Annotated in this window: 21 protein-coding genes; 11 read left to right on the top strand and 10 right to left on the bottom strand. The window is 53.4% G+C overall.

Features of this window, described 5'->3' with window-relative positions:
• Window positions 1-70: 70 nt before the first annotated feature.
• Window positions 71-1,036: a mechanosensitive ion channel family protein gene (locus tag ACZ5EH_RS01935; RefSeq protein ID WP_464276458.1), complete on the bottom strand. Its 966-nt coding sequence runs from the start codon at window positions 1,034-1,036 to the stop codon at window positions 71-73.
• A gap of 209 nt (window positions 1,037-1,245) precedes the next feature.
• Here ACZ5EH_RS01935 and ACZ5EH_RS01930 point away from each other — a divergent pair, with 209 nt between their 5' ends.
• Complete coding sequence (locus ACZ5EH_RS01930; RefSeq protein WP_464276457.1) at window positions 1,246-2,109, top strand: transporter substrate-binding domain-containing protein; 864 nt, start codon at window positions 1,246-1,248, stop codon at window positions 2,107-2,109.
• A gap of 4 nt (window positions 2,110-2,113) precedes the next feature.
• Window positions 2,114-2,335 carry a hypothetical protein gene (locus ACZ5EH_RS01925; protein ID WP_464276456.1) on the top strand — a complete coding sequence of 74 codons (222 nt, stop codon included), beginning with the start codon at window positions 2,114-2,116 and terminating at the stop codon, window positions 2,333-2,335.
• Window positions 2,336-2,418: 83 nt separating this feature from the next.
• Here ACZ5EH_RS01925 and ACZ5EH_RS01920 read toward each other — a convergent pair whose 3' ends face one another.
• The 3 genes from ACZ5EH_RS01920 to asnS all read right to left on the bottom strand — a co-directional run bounded on the left by ACZ5EH_RS01920 (window position 2,419) and on the right by asnS (window position 5,483).
• A complete protein-coding gene (locus ACZ5EH_RS01920; RefSeq protein ID WP_464276455.1) occupies window positions 2,419-3,006 on the bottom strand; it encodes an HU family DNA-binding protein in 588 nt (195 codons plus the stop codon).
• Window positions 3,007-3,647: 641 nt separating this feature from the next.
• A complete protein-coding gene (locus ACZ5EH_RS01915) occupies window positions 3,648-3,866 on the bottom strand; it encodes a hypothetical protein (RefSeq protein WP_464276454.1) in 219 nt (72 codons plus the stop codon).
• Between the two features lie 228 nt (window positions 3,867-4,094).
• Window positions 4,095-5,483 carry an asparagine--tRNA ligase gene (asnS, locus tag ACZ5EH_RS01910; protein ID WP_464276453.1) on the bottom strand — a complete coding sequence of 463 codons (1,389 nt, stop codon included), beginning with the start codon at window positions 5,481-5,483 and terminating at the stop codon, window positions 4,095-4,097.
• 125 nt (window positions 5,484-5,608) lie between these two features.
• Here asnS and ACZ5EH_RS01905 point away from each other — a divergent pair, with 125 nt between their 5' ends.
• Window positions 5,609-6,847 (top strand): glycosyltransferase, encoded by a 1,239-nt coding sequence (locus ACZ5EH_RS01905; protein ID WP_464276452.1) that lies wholly within the window; start codon window positions 5,609-5,611, stop codon window positions 6,845-6,847.
• A 112-nt stretch (window positions 6,848-6,959) separates the two neighbouring features.
• Here the strand turns inward: ACZ5EH_RS01905 and ACZ5EH_RS01900 are convergent, their stop codons facing one another.
• The 5 genes from ACZ5EH_RS01900 to ACZ5EH_RS01880 all read right to left on the bottom strand — a co-directional run bounded on the left by ACZ5EH_RS01900 (window position 6,960) and on the right by ACZ5EH_RS01880 (window position 11,517).
• The gene (locus ACZ5EH_RS01900; protein WP_464276451.1) at window positions 6,960-7,829 is read right to left on the bottom strand and encodes a methyltransferase domain-containing protein; all 870 of its coding nucleotides are present in this window, start codon (window positions 7,827-7,829) and stop codon (window positions 6,960-6,962) included.
• Between the two features lie 315 nt (window positions 7,830-8,144).
• The gene (locus ACZ5EH_RS01895) at window positions 8,145-8,612 is read right to left on the bottom strand and encodes a hypothetical protein (RefSeq protein WP_464276450.1); all 468 of its coding nucleotides are present in this window, start codon (window positions 8,610-8,612) and stop codon (window positions 8,145-8,147) included.
• A 65-nt stretch (window positions 8,613-8,677) separates the two neighbouring features.
• Window positions 8,678-9,046: a response regulator gene (locus tag ACZ5EH_RS01890; RefSeq protein ID WP_464276449.1), complete on the bottom strand. Its 369-nt coding sequence runs from the start codon at window positions 9,044-9,046 to the stop codon at window positions 8,678-8,680.
• Window positions 9,047-9,141: 95 nt separating this feature from the next.
• Complete coding sequence (gene hflX / locus ACZ5EH_RS01885; RefSeq protein WP_464276448.1) at window positions 9,142-10,866, bottom strand: GTPase HflX; 1,725 nt, start codon at window positions 10,864-10,866, stop codon at window positions 9,142-9,144.
• A 51-nt stretch (window positions 10,867-10,917) separates the two neighbouring features.
• Entirely contained in the window at window positions 10,918-11,517 is a 600-nt protein-coding gene (locus ACZ5EH_RS01880) for an IMP cyclohydrolase (RefSeq protein ID WP_464276447.1), read from the bottom strand.
• Window positions 11,518-11,783: 266 nt separating this feature from the next.
• Between ACZ5EH_RS01880 and ACZ5EH_RS01875 the strand changes: the two genes are divergently transcribed.
• The gene (locus ACZ5EH_RS01875; RefSeq protein ID WP_464276446.1) at window positions 11,784-13,877 is read left to right on the top strand and encodes a response regulator; all 2,094 of its coding nucleotides are present in this window, start codon (window positions 11,784-11,786) and stop codon (window positions 13,875-13,877) included.
• 173 nt (window positions 13,878-14,050) lie between these two features.
• Here ACZ5EH_RS01875 and ACZ5EH_RS01870 read toward each other — a convergent pair whose 3' ends face one another.
• Window positions 14,051-14,614, bottom strand: a complete 564-nt coding sequence (locus ACZ5EH_RS01870; protein WP_464276445.1) for a tetratricopeptide repeat protein — start codon at window positions 14,612-14,614, stop codon at window positions 14,051-14,053.
• A 741-nt stretch (window positions 14,615-15,355) separates the two neighbouring features.
• Here ACZ5EH_RS01870 and flgB point away from each other — a divergent pair.
• From flgB to ACZ5EH_RS01835, 7 genes are read left to right on the top strand one after another with little or no spacing between them, the layout of a single operon-like run.
• Window positions 15,356-15,766, top strand: coding sequence for a flagellar basal body rod protein FlgB (gene flgB, locus ACZ5EH_RS01865; protein ID WP_464276444.1), 411 nt, complete (start codon window positions 15,356-15,358; stop codon window positions 15,764-15,766).
• Window positions 15,766-16,203 carry a flagellar basal body rod protein FlgC gene (gene flgC / locus ACZ5EH_RS01860; RefSeq protein WP_464276443.1) on the top strand — a complete coding sequence of 146 codons (438 nt, stop codon included), beginning with the start codon at window positions 15,766-15,768 and terminating at the stop codon, window positions 16,201-16,203. The genes flgB and flgC overlap by 1 nt, the downstream gene beginning before the upstream one ends.
• An 18-nt stretch (window positions 16,204-16,221) precedes the next feature.
• A complete protein-coding gene (gene fliE, locus ACZ5EH_RS01855; protein WP_464276442.1) occupies window positions 16,222-16,554 on the top strand; it encodes a flagellar hook-basal body complex protein FliE in 333 nt (110 codons plus the stop codon).
• 58 nt (window positions 16,555-16,612) lie between these two features.
• The gene (gene fliF / locus ACZ5EH_RS01850; RefSeq protein WP_464276441.1) at window positions 16,613-18,220 is read left to right on the top strand and encodes a flagellar basal-body MS-ring/collar protein FliF; all 1,608 of its coding nucleotides are present in this window, start codon (window positions 16,613-16,615) and stop codon (window positions 18,218-18,220) included.
• On the top strand, window positions 18,213-19,214 hold the full coding sequence (gene fliG / locus ACZ5EH_RS01845; protein WP_464276440.1) for a flagellar motor switch protein FliG: 1,002 nt from the start codon (window positions 18,213-18,215) through the stop codon (window positions 19,212-19,214). Before fliF ends, fliG begins: the two co-directional genes overlap by 8 nt.
• Window positions 19,201-20,013 carry a FliH/SctL family protein gene (locus tag ACZ5EH_RS01840; protein ID WP_464276439.1) on the top strand — a complete coding sequence of 271 codons (813 nt, stop codon included), beginning with the start codon at window positions 19,201-19,203 and terminating at the stop codon, window positions 20,011-20,013. Before fliG ends, ACZ5EH_RS01840 begins: the two co-directional genes overlap by 14 nt.
• The gene (locus ACZ5EH_RS01835) at window positions 20,010-21,332 is read left to right on the top strand and encodes a FliI/YscN family ATPase (protein ID WP_464276438.1); all 1,323 of its coding nucleotides are present in this window, start codon (window positions 20,010-20,012) and stop codon (window positions 21,330-21,332) included. Before ACZ5EH_RS01840 ends, ACZ5EH_RS01835 begins: the two co-directional genes overlap by 4 nt.
• The last annotated feature ends 7 nt before the right edge of the window (window positions 21,333-21,339 follow it).

Raw genomic sequence — 21,339 nt, 5'->3', positions numbered from 1 at the left:
GCCGGCGCGTTGCAGCGTAGCGGCCCCCTCAACGGCGGAGGGGCGAAAAAAGCAGGAACGTACACCAGAATCAGAAATCAGGGGCCTTTTCCAATTCCACACGTGCACGGGGCAGGCAATTGGGGTGATGTTCGGCCAGCCAGGTTACTAGCTTCTCTCGTACCAGGCAGCGCAGATCCCATGCCATGGAACTGTTGGCTGCGCTCACAAGACAGCGTAGCTCCATCACTTCCTTGGTGGTGTCGGTGACTTGCAGGCTGCAAACCCGCTTGTCCCACATGACGCCAGCATCTTCCTCGCAAATGTGCTGCAATACTGTCCGCAATTCCTGCACTGGCGTAGCATAGTCCACGTAAAGATATACTGTCCCCAGCAGGTCGGAGCTCACGCGTGTCCAGTTCTGAAAGGGCTTTTCAAGGAAATAGGCAATGGGCACAACGAGTCTGCGTTGGTCCCAGATGCGGATGACGACGTAGGTGAAGGTTATTTCCTCAACGCGCCCCCATTCGTTTTCTACGATGACGACATCATCCAGCCGGATGGGCTGGGTGAAGGCGATTTGTATGCCGGCAAGCACTGAGGCGATGGTTTTTTGCGCGGAAAATCCCACAATGATACCGGCGACACCTGCAGATGCCAGCAAGCTCATGCCCAGGTTGCGCACCTGTTCAAAGCTCATCAGCATGGCGCCCAGAGCGAAAAGCGCGACCACAACAGCAAGAATGCGCTGCAACACAGTGAACTGCGTAAGCATTTTGCGCATGCGCAGGTTATCGCCCTCATGTATGCGGGCAGTGAGCGCACGCTCCATGAACAGACTGACATTGATGAGCAGCCAAGCCACGGCACCTATCCAGATAAGGAGCAGCAAATGCGCCAGCCAGTCGTCGGCAGCTTTCGGCAGACGGGCGGTATTGCTTGCTAGGCCCACGAACAGCAGAATCAACATCAAACGAACGGGGGCGTGCAGTTTGGAAAAGAAATAGTCGTCCAGTTTTTGTTCACTGCGCCGGACAATTCTTTTCAGAAGACGCATGAACGCCCCATGCAATAACATCGCAGCTGCAACGGAAAGAAGCAGTACGAGGATAGGCCATACCCAGGTCCAAAAGACGCCGTTTATACTATTCATAGTCATACAACATTACGGAGTAGACGAGAACAGCGCAAGGGGGAGATGCGTGTCATTCAAGTGTCACTTTACTGGGCTATTTGTTTGCAACACGCAACAGGGGGAGGAAAGCCATGTCACGTACAGCATGTATTGCATTGTTCTGCATGCTTGTAGCAGGGGTATTTGCACCAGTATCGCAACTGAACGCCCAGGAATTGCTTGTGGGGATTTCGGAAAATGAACCCTTTGTGTTCATTGATGAATCAAGCGGGAGGGTCAGGGGTTTTTCCATTGATCTTTGGGACATGGTGGCTGACAAGCTGGGTGTGAAGTACCATTTCATCCGCAGCAAGAATCTGGCAGGCGAATTGGATGACGTAATAATGGACAGGGTGGATGTTGCTTTAGGCGGTATTGCCGTGAACGAAGAACGGGAGCGGCTGGTGGATTTCACCTACCCGTATTATCGTACGGGGCTGGGCATTCTGGTGCGGACGGACCGCAGCTTTTCACTTGGCCGGTTTCTTGCCTCCTGTTGCAGTGTGAGCAAACTGCAGGTCGCCGGATTTTTGTTCGCCGTGATTCTTCTGGCAGGTCATCTCATCTGGCTGGCGGAGCGCAAGGCTGATTCCGGGAAGCGCTCATTCAATAGAAAATACGTGCCAGGCGTGCTCGAGGGCATGTACTGGACCGTGGTCACGGCAAGCACCGTGGGGTATGGAGACAGGGCGCCTGCCACTTGGCCTGGCCGGATTCTGGCGATTTGTCTTATCGTGACAACGCTGCCCCTGTTCGCATTTTTCATTGCAGAGCTTTCCTCCAACATCACCCTGTATGAACTGCGCACCAATATAACGGGTCCGCGCGATCTCATCGACAGGCGGGTTGGCGTGATGGAAGGCAGTACGAGTCTGGAGTACGTCAGCAAGATCAATGCTGTGAGCATGGCCTTTGATACCAGGGACGCCGCTTATGACTGGCTGCTTGCCGGGTAGCTTGATGCGTTGGTATCGGACCGCCCCAGCCTTTTATATTTTGCAAAAAAATCATGGTTTGGGGCGTGTGGAAGTGGTGGGGAAGACCTTTGCGCCCCAGGATTACGCAATGGCCACCGTGCAGGGGAGCCATCTGCGCGAAAAACTGAACCGGGTGCTGCTGTCACTAAAAGAACAAGGGCACATAGACGAACTGCGGGAGGAGTGGTTCGGCGCTAAGGAATAAGGGGCATTGCCGCCTGATGCGCTCAGGCAGCCTGCCCCTTTGCTGTCATGCTTTTATTCGCAAGCAGGCGACGTTGTTGTGTGCTAAAATTTACCTTTGGCCCTCTGGTAGGCTTCGCTCAGATGTTCCATTGCTTTTTCCATGCCCTGGCGCAACTCGTGCCATGCTTCGCCACTGCTCCCCGTCAGCTCGCGCAGCTTCAGCTTGGCGTCTTCATAGCTGCTCTTGAGCCGCTCCATGGTGTCTGCGCCTTGCCCATCGTTATATTCCTCATCAGGATTGGCGCTGGAAAATCTGAAACTCTGCAGATGTTCCTTAAGCTCATCGAGCTGCTGCGCAATGGTGCGTGAAAAATTACGAAAATCCAGCCACTCTTCTATGCTGTGTTTGCCCCTTGCAGCCGCGGCCTGTTGCAGGTTTTTGCCAGGTGAAAAGCGCACCACGTTGTGCGCAGGGATTTCCAATGACTCTCCTGTCTGGGGATTGCGCCCGGTACGCGCTTTGCGAAAAGCAACGGTGAACGACCCAAATTCGCGGATAGTTACCGGTTCCGCAGACGCCAGTGTTTCACTGAGGCTTTCGATGATGGCGTCATAGGCGCGTTCTGTAGCTGCGTGGCTCTCCAAAGGGGCGGTTTCGTGCATCCTGTTGACAAGTTCCTTTTTGCTCATGGGCACGCTCCTTAATGAGAAGTGTGGATAAGATATTTCTATTGAATAAATATTATGTAATGCCTGAATATTTTGCAACAGGTAGAAAAAAGGCATGCACAAAGAAGAATTGCTCCCTTGTGCATGCCTTTTTTATGTATGCGTGAGGAATGTTATTTTACAGCATTTTTCCGGTGGGAGCCATGTTGTCTGGCGGAGGTGTGCCATTTGCCTTTCTGTATTTTTTTCTTTCACAAGACTCTGATTTCTTTGCATCCTTGCAATACAGAGAGACAAAGCCATTTGCCGTTGCGCTGCTTTTACAAAAATTATTGAAAAAACCACATTTAGACAACAATTCACAGTCCATGGAAAATATCTCCCGTTATGAATTTATGTATTCAACTATTAGTGAACGTAAAATGAAGTGGTGTCAATATTTATAAATTGATAGATAATTATGGTATAGAAATAATATGTGCAGCTTCTTTGATTGAATGCATAAAAAGACGAAAAAAATATTATTACAGTGATTGGATTGTATTACGTATAGTGAATGTAGGTTGAATATGGGAAAAATGAATTATTGCTTGTAGCTTGGTAGGAAATGGCAGAAAAGAGAGGTGTCTGCTGCGTAGTAAAAAAGAGGGGTGTGGTCGCTGTTACTGATTTGCAGATAGAAGATCACCAAATGTTGCACCAAGAACATTGCTTGCATCTGGTGGAATAAGAAATTCGGCGGCCGTGGCCGCATGGGCAGGGGTGGTAGGAGGCGGTGTGGGCAACCCATAGGCAGCGCGGGTAATAGACGTACCCTGCAAAAAGGTGGCGCCGCAAATGCTGGCTATGAGCAGCAGGGAAAACAGCACGATGTTACGCATGGCACGACTCCTGGGTTTGCTTCTGTAATTCGTGAGTCCATGCCATGGATACAGTTGTGCAAAGGCATCATGAAGACGTCCGCGTTACGCTCCTGTGACGGGTATTTTATGTATGTACATTTGTGTACATGTATTATTTTCTACAAATTCGGCGGGCGGAAAAGGGGCTACAGAAAACGCATGGAGAACGCCAACTTTGTTATAGTTCTCCATGCGTCAGGTAAGACATCAGAATTCCAGGCTTCGAGGCGTGCGCGGAAAAGGAATCACATCCCGGATGTTGGTGACGCCGGTGACGAGCATGAGAAATCGTTCAAAGCCCATGCCGAATCCAGAATGCGGGGTGGTGCCAAAACGTCGTAAGTCTAAATACCACCAGTAATCATCTTCCTTGAGGCCTTGTTCCGCCATGCGAGAGAGCAGGACGTCCAGGCGTTCCTCGCGCTGGCTGCCCCCGATCAGTTCGCCGATACCGGGCACCAGCACATCCATGGCGGCGACTGTCTCGTCATCATCGTTGCACCGCATGTAGAATGCCTTGATGCTTTTGGGGTAGTCGAACACGGTCACCGGGCCCTTGGCGTATTCTTCCGTAAGAAAGCGCTCATGCTCGGTTTGCAGATCACTGCCAAATGAAACGGGGTATTCGAACTTCTTGCCGGACCCCTGCAGAATGCGGACTGCCTCGCGATAGGGGATACCGACAAAGGGGCGCTCTACAATGGTGGTCAGGCGCTCCATGAGATTCTTGTCAACGAAACGGGCGAACAGTTCCACATCCTTTTCACAGGTCTTCAATACGCCTTTGATGCAGTGTTTCACGCATTGTTCTGCGAGATCCATGTCGTCGTTGAGTTCCTCGAACGCCATTTCAGGCTCGATCATCCAGAACTCGGCGGCATGGCGGGGAGTGTTTGAGTTCTCCGCCCTGAACGTGGGGCCAAAAGTGTAAACGCGCCCGAGTGCCTGGGCCATGGCTTCTGCTTCCAGCTGGCCGGAGACCGTGAGCATCGCCTCCTTGCCGAAAAAGTCGCTTTCGCGAAGTTGTTCAACCGTCTTGCCTGCGCCTTCTGGAAGCAACTCGTGGGTTGTCACGCGAAACATTTCCCCTGCACCTTCGCAGTCCGACCCGCTCAGAATAGGGGTGTGGATATGAAAGAAGCCGCGGTCACGGAAAAAATTATGGATGGTCAGAGCTGCTTCCGAACGGATGCGGAACATTGCACCATACTTATTCGTACGGGGGCGCAAGTGCGCGATGGTACGCAAGAACTCATCAGAGTGGCGTTTTTTCTGCAGCGGATACTGTTCGGGGTCGGCATGGCCGATGCAGCGCAGCCATTCCACTTGCAATTCCCATAATTGCCCCTTGCCTGGAGAAGGCACGAGATTGCCGCGCAGTTCCACGGCGGAGCCCGTACTCAGATCCTTGAGCAGTTCATACCCTCTGGTCTCCTCAGAAATGATCCCCTGGAGATTTGCCAGACATGAACCATCATTGATTTCCAGAAAAGAGAAGCCTTTGGCGTCACGCCTGGTGCGCAGCCATCCTTTTACCAAAACTCCTTCTTTTTGCTCTGCGGCCTCAAGAGCCGCTTTTACACGTAAACGTTCCATACATATTCTCCAAAGCGGGGGCGCACCGCCCGCAGGGGTTGTCTTGACTGTATCCCGATGCTAGTTCGCTTTGTGCCACAACAGCCATACTAACAATCATATCCAAAAACGAACGCATGGAAAAGATGCCCGAAAAACACCCTCACCAAGGGATCAAGGTTGCCTACATCCTTGTCTGGTTTCCTAAGGCTTCGGAAACTTTTGTTTTCCGTGAAGTGTGCGAATTGATGGCCCTGGGCCGTGAAACAGGGCTGCAGGTGGAAGTATTTACCTTGTACGCCGCTTTGCGCAAGGACCTGGACACTGCAATGGCCGGTTTCGACGGGCCCGTCACGCGTTTGGGCATTGCAGGTATACCGCGTATGGCGCGGGATTTTTTGTGGTGGATGCGGCGCGCGCCAGGGAAAAGCTTGCAGGTGCTTTCGCTCATGTTGCGGCGCTGGCGCTCATTGGAAACAACAGGGGAATCCATTTGGAGTATCTTGTGCTCCTTCTCTTTTGCCCGGGCGTTTATGGAAAAAGGTATCACCCATATTCATGCTGATTGGGCCAATGGACCGGCAACTGCGGCCTGGGCGGCTTCCAGGCTGACAGGTATCCGTTTCACGTTCACAGGCCGTGCTGGCGATATTTTTCCTCCTGATGGCGCGCTTAAGGAAAAAGGGCGTGATTGCCACGCCATCCGTACTGATGTCGCGCGAAATGTTCCCTATCTTATCGAGCATGCGGGCGTGCCCCCCGAAAAAGTGCGATTGATCCATGCCGCCCTCGCCCTTACCCCGAAAGGAAAGGCTGCATTGGGGTTCCATAGTCCTTTTGTGTTGGTCGCTGTGGGGCGATTTGTGCCTAAAAAAGGGTTTGATGTACTGCTGCAAGCTATGAAATTGCTGCGGGAAAAAGGGGTGGAGGCGTGGCTGGTGCTGGCCGGCTCCGGACCATTGAAACGTGAACTGGATTCGCTGCGCCGTGAGTTGGGGCTGGAAGATTGCGTTGAAATGCCGGGATTTTTGCCCCATGACGAAGTTCCTGATTTGCTGCTGCGGGCGGACTGCTTTGTCATGTCCAGTGTGGTCAGCAAAACGGGAGACCGTGACGGTATCCCCAACGTGATACTGGAAGCCATGGCCCACGGCTTGCCGGTGGTGGGTACGGATGTCTCGGGTATCGGTGAGGTGGTCAAAAATGGCGTCACCGGATTGCTGGTGCCGCCGGGAGACGCCGCGGCACTGGCGGATGCCCTTGGGGCGTTGTTTGCAGACCATGAGCGCGCGAAAAAATGGGGCGAAGCAGGGCGTGCAATGGTGCTTGAGCAATTTGACCCAAAAAAGCGGGCGCAGGATCTGGCTTCCCTGTATGCAGAATAGGAAGCGTACTTTCATAGAAACGGCTGGATATCTCCGGGCAATGCGGGCTCACAGTGTTGCAAATATGCGTTTGAGTCAAAAAAAATGAATATTGTAAATGGATATGAAATATCTACGAACTTTCTTGCCTTTTCGATGCTATGGCAATTAATGAGACGCCAAAAGGGATTTTGAGATTTCTCAAGATGAAGTAATTCTCCAAAGAACATATTGTGTAGAAAATTTTGTTCAGTATAGGGCTGATTTCGAACTCTTCGGTAGCTGATTTGCTGCGGCTAAAACGTCGGGATAGATATATTGGCGGCATTAGCGTGCTGACAAAAGAACTCATGAATGCAACATCGAAACCAGCAGTCATAAGTTTCGAATACAATTCATTCGCTGAGTATCTTCTGCAATGGCAGGCAAGTGTATCTTGATCAGACCATAGAGACATGTGCTGTGGAACTGTAATAATGAAATTTCCATTGGATGTCAGGGCCTGATTGATGTTTTTGAGTGCAAGCATGTCATCATTGATATGCTCAAGAACATCGAAGCATCCAATAGCGTCAAACTCATTCACGAAAGGGATATTCTTTATATCCATTTGCATGAAATGTGAGTCAGGCGCACGTTTTTGAGAATTGTGCAGTGCGTCGAGATAGATTTCTGAGCCGTATAGTCTCATTTCCTTAAAATGTTGCTGTATTTCCTTGAGAAGGGTCCCGTTCCCACACCCTATCTCCAGGTAGCTGCTAGCAGAACTACAGTATTTTTTGAACAAGTTTCTGATGAGCTTCTTACGTGCTTTGAACCAAAAGAAGTTGTCCTCCACTTTGTCAAGTGAATCATGTATATTTGTTACAAATGATTCTGCTCCATTTAAAATTTCTTCGGCATGGATAGGAAATCCATCTTTAAAATGAGTTTCGTAGGAGCAATTTGGGCATATCCAGTCTGGTTTTTCAAAAAGTGCATCACAACGTAAACATTTTTTCATTAGAGAGCCCAAAAAGTATACATAAAGAGAAGGTTTTCAAGATAACTGTATGAACAATAATTGTTCTTACCAGTAGTAGTGTTCAAACAATATGGGACAACATGTTCAGGCTGTGCATCAAAAAAAGAAAGCAATTTTAATACAAGCATGCATGACCATGAACTTCTGTGCTTCAGGCCAGCATAGATGGTGCTTCTGTGTTGAGTCTACAGTTTTTGGTGGGGAGAAACAACTGAAACGCAGCAGTATCAAGGGGCGAGGTTCCCCTGTTTTTCTGGAATATGAAAAATAATTTTCAACGGTAGTGTTTTGTATTTATTTGGAATTTGTTTGACGAGAAGATGAGGTGCCGGTGGGCGAGCTTTCATTCGCTAACAATAACGAAAAAAAGACACGTCCTTTGGGAATAAAAAGGGCACAGAGGTTGACGGGCTTAATGCTTCCATCCTTCATTTGGATGGGAATTTTGCGGCATATTGGCCCGAGGGTTCCAAATTCAGCTTCTATATAGTGTTTTTGGCGGGATTCGAGAATCAGTTCTCGTATTTTGGGATCAGGATACAACATAGCAGAACGCTTGTCGCCGGGGTTGAGATCTTCCAGCTCGTAACCGGAAATTTCGGTCAGGCGTTTGTTGATGTATAGCAACTGATCGCCCTCTGCGTATGCTACGGAAAGGGGCGCATCGCCAAAAAGCTTGTCCAGGTATTCCTTGGTGAAACAGGCGCGCATTCCCGGAGGCAGCCTGTCCAGGATTTCTCGTCGAAAAAACTCGCGAACCATCTCGAGTTCTTCGTCTGTAGCTGCTCTGCTTTGCGCCGTAACGTTTGCAGCATTTTTCCGACGTTCTACAATCTTGTGAATGTGTTTACCTGGTTTACAATAGAAAGCAGGTCATTTTTACGAACAGGCTTTGTCAGATACTCAAACACGCCAAGCTCGAAACCGCGGCAGACGGTTTCCTGTTCCGGCTGGCCGGTGACAATGACAACGGGGACGTCAATGTGTTGGTTGGTTAGCCATTCAACGATTTCAAGTCCTGAATGTCCAGGGAGAAGCAGATCAGAAATGATGAGGTCGTAACTGTTGCTTGAGAGCAGTTCCAGCGCGCTGTCGTAGTCTTCGGCAGTGGCAACTTGGTGGCCAGCAGTTTCGAGGATCAGCGCATAGCTCCAGCGTAAACTTTCCTCATCATCAATTAGCAGAATCGAGGACATGTTTGAAGCTTAATTGGGCAAAATATGTCACGTCAATGATAATCAGTAAGAAATCAAGGTATTTGCTGGACTATATCTATCATTGATATGTGTGCTTAAGCGTCGATGAGCCCTCGTTTCCAGTCGATACGGGAGATGATCGCAGTTGATAAATCCTCCAAACCTTTGCGGTGCAATGCTGAAACAAGTATGGCGTCAGGAAAGCGGAGGGAAAGACCTTCCCGCTCGTCATCTGCGAGGGCGTCAATCTTGTTGAGCACAAGAAGCTTCGGAATTTCAGCGAGCTCCATATCTTCAAGAATGGAGTCCACTGCCGTAAGTTGTTGTTCCAACTCAGGGTGCGATGCATCGGCAACATGGAGGAGCAGGCTGGCGGCTTCCAGTTCTTCCAGGGTGGCGCGGAAGGCTTCAATTAGTTCTGCTGGCAAGTGGCGGATAAAGCCAACCGTGTCTGTGATGATAAGCTCGCGATCTTCAGGAAAGCGCAGGCGTCTGGTGGTGGGGTCCAGGGTGGCGAAAAGCTTGTTTTCAGCCAGCACTTCTGCATTGGTCAGGGTGTTCAAAAGCGTGGATTTGCCTGCGTTGGTGTAGCCCACCAGGGCGGCGACCGGCGCCCCTGCCTTGGCTCGTCGGGCACGGGCCGCAGCGCGTTGTTTGCGCAGTTTTTCCAAATCCTGTTTAATGCGCGTCATGCGTGTACGAATTTTGCGCCGGTCAAGCTCGAGCTTTGTTTCACCAGGGCCTCTGCCCCCAATACCGCCTGCCAGCCGGCTGAGCGCGGTGTTTTTACCCACAAGGCGCGGCAGCGTGTATTCCAACTGGGCTAGCTCCACCTGCAGTTTTCCGGCGCGGGTGGTCGCTCTGCCGGCAAAAATGTCCAGAATGAGCTGGGTGCGGTCAAGGACTTTGCGCTCCGTGACCTCGGCAAGGTTACGCATCTGGGCAGGGGAGAGTTCACAGTCGAAGATGAGGATGGAAGCTCCCTCTTGCAGGGCAAGCACTTCGAGCTCTGTGAGTTTGCCTTTACCCAATATGAATTTGGGATTCAGTTTAGGCACGCGTTGCAGCATGCTTCCTGCCACCACAAGCCCGGCTGTCTTGGCGAGTTCGGTCAGTTCCGCAAGGGAACGCTCCTGTTCCACCTTGGGCGCCTGGCTGACACTGACGAGCAGCGCCCTGTCCATTGCATGACCCTTAAGATGGGGCGCTTGTCCTGGTTCGTCAGTCGTGCGTCCGCTTTCGGTCCTGGCCAGCTCTTCTTCCAGCGCTTCGGTCACAGCCTCCAGATCGATATCCGGGTGGTCCCACGGCATGGGAGGAAATACGCGGTAGGGGTCGTCTCCCTGTTTGCTCGGCAGCAGATGCGCAAAGTGCAAATGCCGGGGGTCCCCCTCTTCCGAAACGGTGAGCGCAGCAATGGAATCAAGGCGCAGGAAGAGCATGTCCATGAGGTCTTCCTGGGATAACGGGGTAGGCCGCAAATGGGTATGCAGCAGTCTGAGCCCGCGCAAACGCCCTGCACCCTGGCGGGAGCGTTCGATTTCAGGAATATATATGGAATCGGGCTTTCCTACGATTACCATTGCGGGACGGCCTTTGCGGTCGATGAGCAGACCGAGTTGCCGTCCGATGCCCAGGGAAATGCCTGCCAGCTCCCGCGCCTGCTCGAGGGTATAGCCCCCCGTGGCAGGGTAGCGCCGCTGGTAGAGGCGGTTCACCGCCTTGAGTTGCCCGGGCTTGAGGCCTTGCAGATTGCCGAATGCCTTGCTGGCTATGTCAGGCTCCTTGAATGCTGTCGCCTTTCCAGAATACGGCCGCATGAGCGAGCAAGCGGTATCCTGTGAGGCATTGCAGTAAAATCATTTCGTTTGTTACTGTGCAGGGTGTTCCAGGTAGTCTGCAATCATGTTGTCGTATCTGGAAACGGAAGCAAAGGTTTTTGCGGCGAGTTGCCTGCGGAGCTCGAGGCTGACGCCCCCGTTGTTGGCCTGCATATCCTCAAGTATCAGGTTGTAGTCATCCGGAGTCGGCGCAACCACGATACTGTGGTAGTTCTTGGCAGCAGCGCGCAACAGGGTGGGGCCGCCAATATCGATTTGCTCCACGGCTGCCTTGGCTTCCAGGCCCAGGTCCTTTGCCTTGGCAAAATCGTACAGGTTTACGCAGATAAGGTCGAAAGCCTGGATGCCTAATTCCTCCAGCACGCTGAGGTGCTCGGGCTTGTCCTTGTCTGCAAGAATGCCCGCATGGATGCGGGGGTGCAGCGTCTTTACCCGGCCATCAAGAATTTCAGGGAAACCGGTAACCTGACTAACGCCCGTCACATCGAGACCAGCTTCGCTGAGTACGCGTTTGGTGCCGCCGGTGGAAACGAGCTCGACACCTTTTTCCTGTAAAGCCCGGGCAAAATCAGCGAGCCCGGTTTTGTCCGTAACGCTCAAAAGCGCACGGGAGATCGGCAAAAAAAGCATTGGGGTTCCTCCTCGCGTTTTCGTGCATCTGCCACAACTCCTGATTTCTCGCAAGACAATGGCGACTGGCAGTATTGGTGCATTGGCATAAATAATATTTACTGTATTTATTTATTGGCAAAGTAAATAAATGTATGCAAAGCAAACACTCCGTTTACAAGTGGCATGAACATGGGTAAAAAAATAAAATCAGCGCTCTACTAAATAGATAAATAATATCCTTCGGGTAACTTTACGAAGAAATCAGCTCAAAGGGAGCAACGCCTATGTCTAGGGCTTCCAGTGACCAGGATATTCTTGGCTTGGCGTGGAGTCGCGCCATGCTGGATGCGACAGGTGATCTGATCGCATTGCTGGACAGCGATGGAACCTTGCTTGCTGTGAACAACGCTTTTTCCGCGGCGTTTGCGTTTCCCAGGGAGGAAGTTGTCGGACAGCCCCTGAAGGAAATGATGCCTGTCGCGATCTGGGACGAATTCTTTGTGGACCGGCTCAAGCAATGTCTGCAAGGAGAGCGCGTGGATTTTCAGGTGGAGCTTGAGGCGCGTGGAAGTGGGGATATTTGTTACGACATTTCCCTCATGCCCTCGAGTGATGCAGCGAACGCAGTAAACGGCTGTTTGCTCCACATGCGTGATATCACCGTGCGCTATCAAGCCCTGCAGGAAACCACATCCAAAAGCCGGGTTCTCGAAGACACCCTTGAATCCATGGCCCAGGGGCTGTTGATGATGGATGCTGCGGGGCGCGTTGTGTTGCACAACCACAGGATTCTGGAATTGATGGCGCTGCCGGGTGATTATTTTGCACAGCAGCGGACCTTTGATGATGTGCTGCTTTGGTGGTCAGCTTATCATGACTATGATGAAGAGTGGATGGCCAAAGCAAGAAAGCGCGCCATGAGCGGGGAGTCCTTCTGCTTCGAGATCGCCGGCCCGGGTGATACCATGCTGGAAGTTGCCCATTGCCCCCTGGCCAATGGCGGTTTTGTGCGGACGTATATGGATATAACCAGGCGCTACCAGGCCAGCTTGGCGCTGGAGCACGCCCGCAACCAGCTAGAATACCTAGTTGAGTTGCGCACTGCCGAGCTGGAGGAAGCGGTAAAGACCTTGCAGCGGGAGGCGTCGCAACGCGAGCTGACAGAAAGCGCCCTGGGTGAAGCACGTAATCAGGCCCTGTGTGCAACAGAAGCCAGAACGCAGTTTCTGGCGAACATGAGCCATGAGCTCAGAACGCCGCTTAATGGTGTTCTTGGTGTTGCGCAGCTCCTCCTGGAATCGGAGCTCGAAGACAGCCAGCGTGAATACGTGGACATCATGCGTCAATCGTCCACCGAATTGCTGCACACGCTCAATGACTTGCTGGAGCTGGCCAGTCTGGAGCAGGGCATATTTCATCTTCACGAGACACGTTTTTCCCTGCGAAAATGTCTGGAACCGGTTCTGAATGGGGCGGAAGATCTGGCAAAAAAGCGGGACATTGATTTTGTGTGCACCGTCGACGAGGATGTGGAAGATTGCCTGTTTGGTGACGTGAACCGCATAGGTCAGGTGCTCCAAAACCTTCTGGACAATGCCTTCAAATTTACCAGGCGCGGCACCGTGACCCTGACAGTGAGCACCATGGATGGTCCTTCCCGGGAAGCTGCGGTTGCACGCTACGGGGAGGACGCAACCGCATTTCTCTTTTCTGTGTCAGATACGGGCATAGGCATTGAAGATTCCAGGCAGGAGAAAATTTTCGAGCGATTCCTTCTGGGCGAAGAAGTTTTGACCAAAAGTCATGCAGGGGCTGGCGTGGGCCTTTCCATCGCCCGGGAAATCATCACCAGATTGGGGGGGCACATTTGGGTGGAAAGTAAGCCCGGCACCGGCAGCACGTTTTATTTTTGGCTGCCGTTTCGGTTGTGTCACGAGACATTGGAAGTGTGCGAAGCACCCCCTCCCGCAAAGATGGAATTGCGGAAAAGCAGTTCGGATCTGAATGTGCTTTTAGTAGAGGATGATCCCATAAACAGGGCGTTTATGGAGCGTGCACTGGCCAACATGGGGTACAGTATGACCACCGCGGAAAACGGACGTCTGGCCCTGGAGATGCTTGCTTCGCGACAATTCGACCTGGTGATCATGGACGTGCAGATGCCGGAGATGAACGGCCTGGACGCAACCCGCGCCATCCGCTCAGGAACAGTGGAGGGCGTCTCGCCCGCGCTCCCTGTCATAGGTCTGACAGCCTTTGCCATGGAAGCCGACAGGGAAAAGGGACTGGATGCCGGAATGGACGCGTACCTGGTCAAACCCTGCGACTTGCAGGAGCTTGCCGCTGTGATTGAGAGCACGGCAAACAAGGGCGAATAGCAGACAGGCAAAACACTTTTCTTGCAACAGAGCACGACAACCGCACCGGGCCACGTATCCGTGCCGGTTGCAGCCTCCCTCTGGTAGAATGATTCTCCGGCCCTCTCGCGCCAGCTAAAGAAGGCCGGAGAATCTAATGGGGAGGGGAGATATGATGAAATTTGCCTGTCTGACTATGCGGCGAGCTGGGTGTAGAGCTCCAGAGCATGGGCATTTTCAGGATCATACTCCAGTACCAGCTCCAGCTGCGCCATGGCTTCGTCAGTGCGCCCTGCCTTTAAAAGGCAGCCCGCCAGACTGAAGCGCACGTCGGACTTCTGCGGCGCTGCTTCCAGAATGGCCAGGAGCGGCTCCGTCACTGCTTCCAGTCTGTCCATGGCGAACCCGGTCTGCACCAGGCCAAAGACGGCCACGGTATTGTCGGGGTTCAGCTCCAGGGCCTTGTTGAAGTGCTCAAGAGCGCTTTCGTGTTCACCCTTTTCCAGCTCAACCAGCGCCATGCCGGCCAAAGCCTTGTCGTTGGGTTCGATGCCGGCGGCGCGGCGATAAAGCCCAAGGGCCTGTTCCAGGTCGCCCCGCTGTACAGCGATGGTCGCCAGCCCCAAATAGGGGTCAGGGTGGATGCCATTCGAGCTTGCCGCCTTCTGATAGTACTCTTCAGCTTTGTCCATGTCACCCATGAACAGGTAGCACTCGCCCAGTTCTTTGTTGATTTCGTAGTCCAGATGGTCACTCATGGTTCCCCTCCATTTCGGAAGATGGTTTCCCCATTCTTACGCTGTTCTTCCTGAACAATCTTTCCGAGTTCAGTTGCGTCTGTTCCCGGCGATATTTTGCCGGTATTAAATCTATAGCAAGCGCCGTGCCATAAATTTGCGGCAGGCTTTGCCGACCAGCATGTATGCTGTGACGACATTGCACCTTTCATGCCGAAGAACATGGTGTAGCACCCCCTGAAACCCTTTCGTAGCAACATTTCCACGTAAGCGGCTTCAGAAGAGGTGGTTCCTCGATTTTTTCACAGGAGCGCGTGTGCTGTGGCGGCGCTCCCCTCCCTGGCTGCGATTGCAGCGTGCATGTGCCGGCAGAATGTGTCGACTCGCTGGCGGCCGGCAATGCTCTCATCGGCGGACAAGCAAAACCCTTTAGGGTTTGACGTCCTTTAATATTGCACCTTTCTACTTTCAATTTGTGTCGTGGTTTCAAGGGGGTGCTCCAAAACTACGCGAGAGGCACATTCGTGCGTCGGTTGCGAGGAGGAGGGAAATTGCTGCCGGGGGCACAGCACATCTTAACATTCACGCAGCGGTTTCAGGCAGCGGGCGAAAAGGCGGGATTCTGGCTCATGAAAAAAACAATTTTGCGTAAAATATCAAACAAAACAGTATTTTGCTGGTGTGGAACGCTAGTTGCAAAGTGAAGCGCGAATTCCCGGTTCCATAGCAGACGACCGGATAATGACTCAGGAGGAAATCAGCATGAAAGGCATGTTTTCCAATCACATAGAGCTTACAGGCAAGGTCCTGGACCTGCGGATGAAGCGTCAAAATGTCGTCATGAGCAACCTGGCGAACATTGACACGCCCAACTACAAACCCCTCGAAATCGAGTGGGAAGGCCAGCTCCAGTCGGCATTGAACAATGACGCCAAAGGAAAGATGGCCCGCACAAAGTCCGACCACATGCCGTCCGTGTTCAATCCAGAGACCTTTGGCGCGGACTTTCAAAAGGCTTTCCAGCCCCATGAAGTGCCAGGCGACGATTCTGTGGACATGGATAAGGAGATGGCGAAACTCTCCAAGAATACACTCATGTACAACGCTTTGACCACCATCATCAAAAAGAATTTCGAAGGGATGAAGACCGTCATCAGGGAGGGCAAATCATAATGGATTTCATGACAGCTTTTGATATCGCATCGTCCGCGCTCTCTGCAGAGCGCACCCAGATGAACGTCATTTCCATGAACATGGCCAACGTGAAGACCACGCGGACGGCGGAAGGCGGACCTTACCGGCGTAAAAGCGTGACCATGGCCGCCACGCCTGTGGAATCCCCTTTCAGCAAGGCAATGAACTCCGCTCTGGACAGGGAACTCAACGGCGTTCGCGTTCTGGACATCGCCACTGACAAGCGGCCTTTGAAGCGCGTGTACGAGCCGGGGCACCCTGACGCCGATCCCGAAGGCTATGTCTTCTATCCCGACATCAACGTGGTGGAGGAAATGACAAACATGCTCACCACCATGCGTTCCTACGAAGCCAACGCGACCACAGTGGAAAACCTCAAGGGCATGTTCAACAAGGCCCTGGAAATAGGCCGCTAAGCCTGAGGAGAAACGACAATGGCTATCCCGAATATCGCGATGAAGGCCTATGCCAACGCTATAGCCACAGGCGCGGATGGTACCAAGCAGCAAAGCAACCACATGAAGACCTTGAAGGTCGATGAAGGGAAGGACAGCTTTGCAGATGCCATGGCCGACACCATCAAGGGCGTCAACGACATGCAGACGCAAAAGTCCCAGGCCATTGAATCATTTGTTTCCGGCGAGAACGAAAACGTTCACGAGTTGATGATCACGCTGCAGAAAGCCAGCATCACCATGAGCATGACAAACGCTGTGCGCGGCAAGGTAATGGAAGCGTACAAGGAACTGATGCACATCCAGTTCTAGGCGTTCCTGACAAGACAACAGATTGTACTGAGATTACGCCGCAGCAAGGAGAACAATCATGGCGGGCATGAAAGAGTATTTGGGCAGACTCAAAGGATTCTGGGACAAAACCAACGTCACCCAACGCGTGTTCATAGGCGGACTGTCTGTTGCAGTCATCGTCGCCTTTTTCCTGATGTTGTTCTGGATCAACCGTCCCAACATGGCCGTTCTCTACAGCAACCTTTTTCCAGAAGACGCCGCCAAGATCGTGGAGACCCTGAAATCGGAAAAGATCTCCTATGAACTGGCAAACAATGGCGCCACCATCCTGGTGCCGGAAGAAAGAGTCTACGACCTGCGCCTCATGGTCGCCGGCCAAGGCTCCATGGTAGGGCAGGGCGTCGGCTTTGAAATTTTCGATGAAGTCAAGGTCGGACAAACAGACTTCGTACAAAAAATCAATTACCAGCGCGCCCTGCAAGGTGAACTGGCAAGAACCATTGCAGAATTTCCAGAGGTGGAGCGCGCCCGCGTACACCTGGTCATACCTTCTCGTAGCTTGTTCATCGAAGAACAGCGCGACCCGTCCGCTTCCGTGGTCCTTAAGCTCGTCAAAGGGCAAAAGGTGGAAAAGGGCGAAGTCGAAGCCATCGTCAACCTGGTGGCAATGTCAGTAGACGGCATGCAGCGCAACCGCATTACCGTTGCCGATACATCGGGCAAGATTCTTTACAGCCCCAGTGACGATACGCTTCAGGGCATGACCACGGATCAGCTTGAATACAAGATGACGCTGCAATCCAACCTCGAACGCCGCATCGAGGAAATGCTCTTTCCTGTCATCGGCCCCGGCAGGGTCATCGCCAAGGTCAACGCCGACATGGATTTCAGTCAGAAAACCATCGTTAAGGAAGAATACGACCCGGACAGCGCCGTTGTTCGCTCCGAGCAACGCAGTGAAGAAACCACCCAGGGCCGCGCCAACACCGAATCGGGCATTCCCGAGGCCAACTTCCGCGGTGACGGCATAGCCGGCGCCATCAGCCAACAGCAAAGCACACGTGAAACACGCACCACCAACTTTGAAATCAACAAGGTGGAGCAGCAGATCGTGGCCAACAGCGGCGTCATCGACCGGATGACAGTTGCCGTCATAGTGGACGGCACCTACGAAACCAACGAAGAGGGCGAAGCCATCTTCGTGCCCCGCAGTGAAGAAGAAATCGCCCGCATCCAGGCATTGGTGGAAAACGCCGTGGGGTATGAGTCCGCACGGGGTGACACCGTAGAAGTGACCAACATCGCCTTTGGCGGTCCTGAGGAAGAGATCAAGCCCAGCCTGGCTGAAATGATCATGGACTATGCCTTGCGGTTTGGTAAGCCACTTTTGAGTGCGCTGCTCATCTTCCTTTTCTTGCTCCTCGTGGTCAGGCCGGTTATCCTGGCCCTCATCCGCCCCAGAGTGGAGGGCGAGATGGTCGAGGGATTGGAAGGCCTGCCTGAAGGTCAGGAGCGCCTGGCCCTTATGGAAGGGGATGATGAAGAAGCAGACGCCCTCGACGCTTTGCGCAAGATCGAAGACATAAAGGCGCACGCTGCTCAGTTGAGTGAACAGAACCTCGACCAGGCAGTGGCGATCCTCAAGCACTGGCTGAAAGAGCCAGAGGGGGCTAAAGTTGGCTGATCAACTCACCGGTCCGCAAAAGACGGCCATTCTCCTGCTCGCCATGGGCGACAAGTTCACGTCCGAAATGTTTAAACGCATGGACAGGGCTGAGATAGCACAGGTCTCCAAGGCTATGGTGGATATGGAAACCGTACCCAAAGAGCAGGTGGAAGAGGTTATCCGTGATTATCACCGTGCCCTGATAACCGGGCAGGAAATGATCACCGGCGGCGAGGATGTGGTCAAGCGACTGCTGACCAAGAACCTGGATTCTGATACTGCAAAGTATATTATGGATGCACTGGATTTGGACCATGGACCTGTGCCTTTCCGGGAGCTGGAAAATGTCAGCCCCAGGATTCTGGCGCAGATTCTGCGCAACGAGCACCCGCAGACCCTGGCCCTTATTCTGGGGCATTTGCAGTCGGAACAGGCTGCGGAACTGCTTTCCAACCTGCCTGCTGGTGTGCGTCCCGAAGTGTTGATGCGCCTGGCCAAATTGGAAGCAGTCCCCGAAGAAATGCTTTTGGAAGTGGACAAGGTGCTGCAAAGCCAGTTGATAGCCATGGGCGGAAAAGAAGGCAAAAAGGTTGGCGGCGTACAGGCTGTTGCCGAGATTCTCAACGCGGTGGATCGCTCCACCGAGGAAGAGGTCCTTTCCGAGATCGAAGAGGAATCTGCGCAGATGGCCGAAGAAATCCGCAACCTCATGTTCGTGTTCGACGATATCAGAAGCCTGGACGACCGCTCCATCCGCGAGCTGCTCAAGGAAATCTCCAACGAGGATCTGACCTTGAGTCTGAAGGGCGCTTCCGAGGACCTGCAGGAGAAGTTCTTCAAAAACCTCTCCGAGCGCGCGGCCACCATGATCAAGGAAGACCTGGAGATCATGGGACCAGTCAGGCTTTCCGATGTGGAAGCCGCACAGCAGAATGTGGTCAAGACCGTTCGCAGGCTGGAAGTGGAAAACCGCATCGTGATCAGCAGAGGTTCCAGTGATGTCTTCGTCTAATGTTGCGAAAAACGCCGCACCCGCTGCCGCAGAGGCAGGAGAGAAACAAACGCGCATCACGGGGCGTGTCTTTCTGGGCGCTGGCATGAGCCGCGACTCTCTGGTGGCGGTGGAGGATATTGCCGGCATCGGCTCGGCCAAGCGCTGGAGCAAGGAAGTCGAGCAGGAAGTCATGCAGCGGGTTCAGGAAAAGGCTGCCGCCAAGGCCAAGGAGATCGTCAGCAATGCTACGGTGGAGGCCAAACGGATACGTGAAGGCGCCTACCAGGAAGGACTTGAGCAGGGACTGGCGGAAGCGCAACAGCAGCTCGAACAGGCCCACATAGAGATGTCTGAGTCCCTGGCCGGTGCGTTGGAAGCCATCAACAGCGGCCGTGAGAGTATCTGGAAAACCCACCGTCAGGATCTTGTCGCCCTGGTCCGCCTTGCAGTAGAGCGCATTTGCAATCTTGAACTGGACCAGAACCGCCGCGAGGTCCTGTCGGGATTTCTGGACCAGGCCGTTGAATCCCTGGACGAACTTTCCGGCTTGAATATCACGGTGCATCCGGACGATCGCGAGACAATCGAACAGCTTCTGGCCGCATCGAGCCAGCGGCATCCAAAACTTTCAGCCTGGCGCGTAAAGGACGACCCCAAAATGCAGCCAGGCGGGCTGCTGGTGGAAAGCGACCATGGCATGGTCGACAACACCCTGGAAGGGCGCCTGGCCATTGTTAAGCCTATTCTCGATTCTTTGAGCCTGGAGCCTGAAGACAGCTGCGAAGGCAATTGCGAAACCCCCGGAGACGGCGCATGACCTTTGACCCGCATACCTGTTGCAGCATGCTGGAAAGCCTGGATCCCTGCAAAACCTTCGGCAAAGTCAACAAGGTCGTTGGCATGGTGGCGGAGGGGCAAGGCATCAAGGCTCCTTTGGGCGCTGTCTGCCGGCTATTGCCTGAAAGCGCAGCCACAAACGAGGGCATTGCGGCGGAAGTGGTGGGCTTTCGTGAGGGAAGCTGCCTGTTCATGCCATACGGCGACATGCGCGGCATACGTCCCGGCAGTTTGATACAAAATGACAGCCAGCCCCCCCTTTTTCCTGCGGGAGATTGTTTGCTCGGACGCACGTTGGACGCTTTTGGTAATCCTGTGGATGAAAAGGGCGCCCTGCGCAATACGTCGTACTCGCATCTTTACAGTGATCCGCCTTCGCCTCTCTCGCGCCCCCGCATCAGTGAGCCGCTGGATGTGGGTGTCCGCGCGATCAATGGTCTGCTGACGCTGGGCAAAGGGCAGCGCGTAGGCATCATGGCCGGTTCTGGCGTGGGCAAGAGTACGCTCATGGGCATGATGGCGCGGTACACCAAGGCGGACGTCAACGTCATCGGTCTGGTGGGGGAGCGCGGCCGCGAGGTGTTGGAATTTATCGAAAAAGACCTGGGCCCGGAGGGGCTGGCGCGTTCCGTGCTGATCGTGGCCACTTCTGACCAGAGCCCGCTTGTGCGCATGCGCGCCGCCTATGCAGCCACCGCGGTAGCCGAGCATTTTCGCGACAAGGGCAAGGACGTACTGCTGATGATGGACTCTGTGACGCGTTTCGCCATGGCGGCCCGTGAAGTGGGGCTGGCGGTGGGTGAGCCTCCTACCTCCCGCGGTTATACGCCTTCTGTTTTCGCCCAGTTGCCCAAATTACTGGAACGGGCAGGGCGCAACAACAAGGGCACCATCACCGGCATATACACCGTGTTGGTGGATGGTGATGACTTCAACGAACCCGTTGCTGACGCTGTGCGCTCCATTTTGGACGGGCATATTGTACTGACGCGCGAACTGGCCGACCAGGGGCACTACCCAAGTATCAACGTGCTCAAAAGCATCAGTCGTTTGCGGGGCGATGTGGCGCCGGAAGACGCCATCAAGGCTGGCCGTCAGGTCATTCGCCACCTGGCCACCTACAATCGCGTGGAAGACATGGTCAACATCGGCGCCTATTCCCGGGGGTCCAATCCCGAGATAGACAAAGCCCTGGCCATGATAGGCCCTATCCGTAAGTATTTGCAGCAAAACATTACTTCCTGCAGTCCTCTGGACGACAGCTTTGGCAAGTTGACCGGTCTGGTGGAAGCGGAGTAGCCGCCAG

It is taken from the genome of Desulfovibrio biadhensis, assembly GCF_055388615.1.
The sequence above is the reverse complement of the archived record's forward strand: the minus strand, read 5'-3'. Positions and strand labels throughout refer to the sequence as shown.

Coding starts and splice junctions, on each gene's coding strand:
- fliF (WP_464276441.1), top strand. CDS start 16,613: ATGGCGGGCATGAAAGAGTATTTGGGCAGACTCAAAGGATTCTGGGAC.
- ACZ5EH_RS01875 (WP_464276446.1), top strand. CDS start 11,784: ATGTCTAGGGCTTCCAGTGACCAGGATATTCTTGGCTTGGCGTGGAGT.
- ACZ5EH_RS01905 (WP_464276452.1), top strand. CDS start 5,609: ATGCCCGAAAAACACCCTCACCAAGGGATCAAGGTTGCCTACATCCTT.
- ACZ5EH_RS01835 (WP_464276438.1), top strand. CDS start 20,010: ATGACCTTTGACCCGCATACCTGTTGCAGCATGCTGGAAAGCCTGGAT.
- hflX (WP_464276448.1), bottom strand. CDS start 10,866: ATGCGGCCGTATTCTGGAAAGGCGACAGCATTCAAGGAGCCTGACATA.
- asnS (WP_464276453.1), bottom strand. CDS start 5,483: ATGGAACGTTTACGTGTAAAAGCGGCTCTTGAGGCCGCAGAGCAAAAA.
- ACZ5EH_RS01915 (WP_464276454.1), bottom strand. CDS start 3,866: ATGCGTAACATCGTGCTGTTTTCCCTGCTGCTCATAGCCAGCATTTGC.
- ACZ5EH_RS01890 (WP_464276449.1), bottom strand. CDS start 9,046: ATGTCCTCGATTCTGCTAATTGATGATGAGGAAAGTTTACGCTGGAGC.
- ACZ5EH_RS01920 (WP_464276455.1), bottom strand. CDS start 3,006: ATGAGCAAAAAGGAACTTGTCAACAGGATGCACGAAACCGCCCCTTTG.
- flgB (WP_464276444.1), top strand. CDS start 15,356: ATGAAAGGCATGTTTTCCAATCACATAGAGCTTACAGGCAAGGTCCTG.
- flgC (WP_464276443.1), top strand. CDS start 15,766: ATGGATTTCATGACAGCTTTTGATATCGCATCGTCCGCGCTCTCTGCA.
- ACZ5EH_RS01840 (WP_464276439.1), top strand. CDS start 19,201: ATGTCTTCGTCTAATGTTGCGAAAAACGCCGCACCCGCTGCCGCAGAG.
- ACZ5EH_RS01930 (WP_464276457.1), top strand. CDS start 1,246: ATGTCACGTACAGCATGTATTGCATTGTTCTGCATGCTTGTAGCAGGG.
- ACZ5EH_RS01895 (WP_464276450.1), bottom strand. CDS start 8,612: ATGGTTCGCGAGTTTTTTCGACGAGAAATCCTGGACAGGCTGCCTCCG.
- ACZ5EH_RS01925 (WP_464276456.1), top strand. CDS start 2,114: ATGCGTTGGTATCGGACCGCCCCAGCCTTTTATATTTTGCAAAAAAAT.
- ACZ5EH_RS01900 (WP_464276451.1), bottom strand. CDS start 7,829: ATGAAAAAATGTTTACGTTGTGATGCACTTTTTGAAAAACCAGACTGG.
- ACZ5EH_RS01870 (WP_464276445.1), bottom strand. CDS start 14,614: ATGAGTGACCATCTGGACTACGAAATCAACAAAGAACTGGGCGAGTGC.
- fliE (WP_464276442.1), top strand. CDS start 16,222: ATGGCTATCCCGAATATCGCGATGAAGGCCTATGCCAACGCTATAGCC.
- ACZ5EH_RS01935 (WP_464276458.1), bottom strand. CDS start 1,036: ATGCGTCTTCTGAAAAGAATTGTCCGGCGCAGTGAACAAAAACTGGAC.
- ACZ5EH_RS01880 (WP_464276447.1), bottom strand. CDS start 11,517: ATGCTTTTTTTGCCGATCTCCCGTGCGCTTTTGAGCGTTACGGACAAA.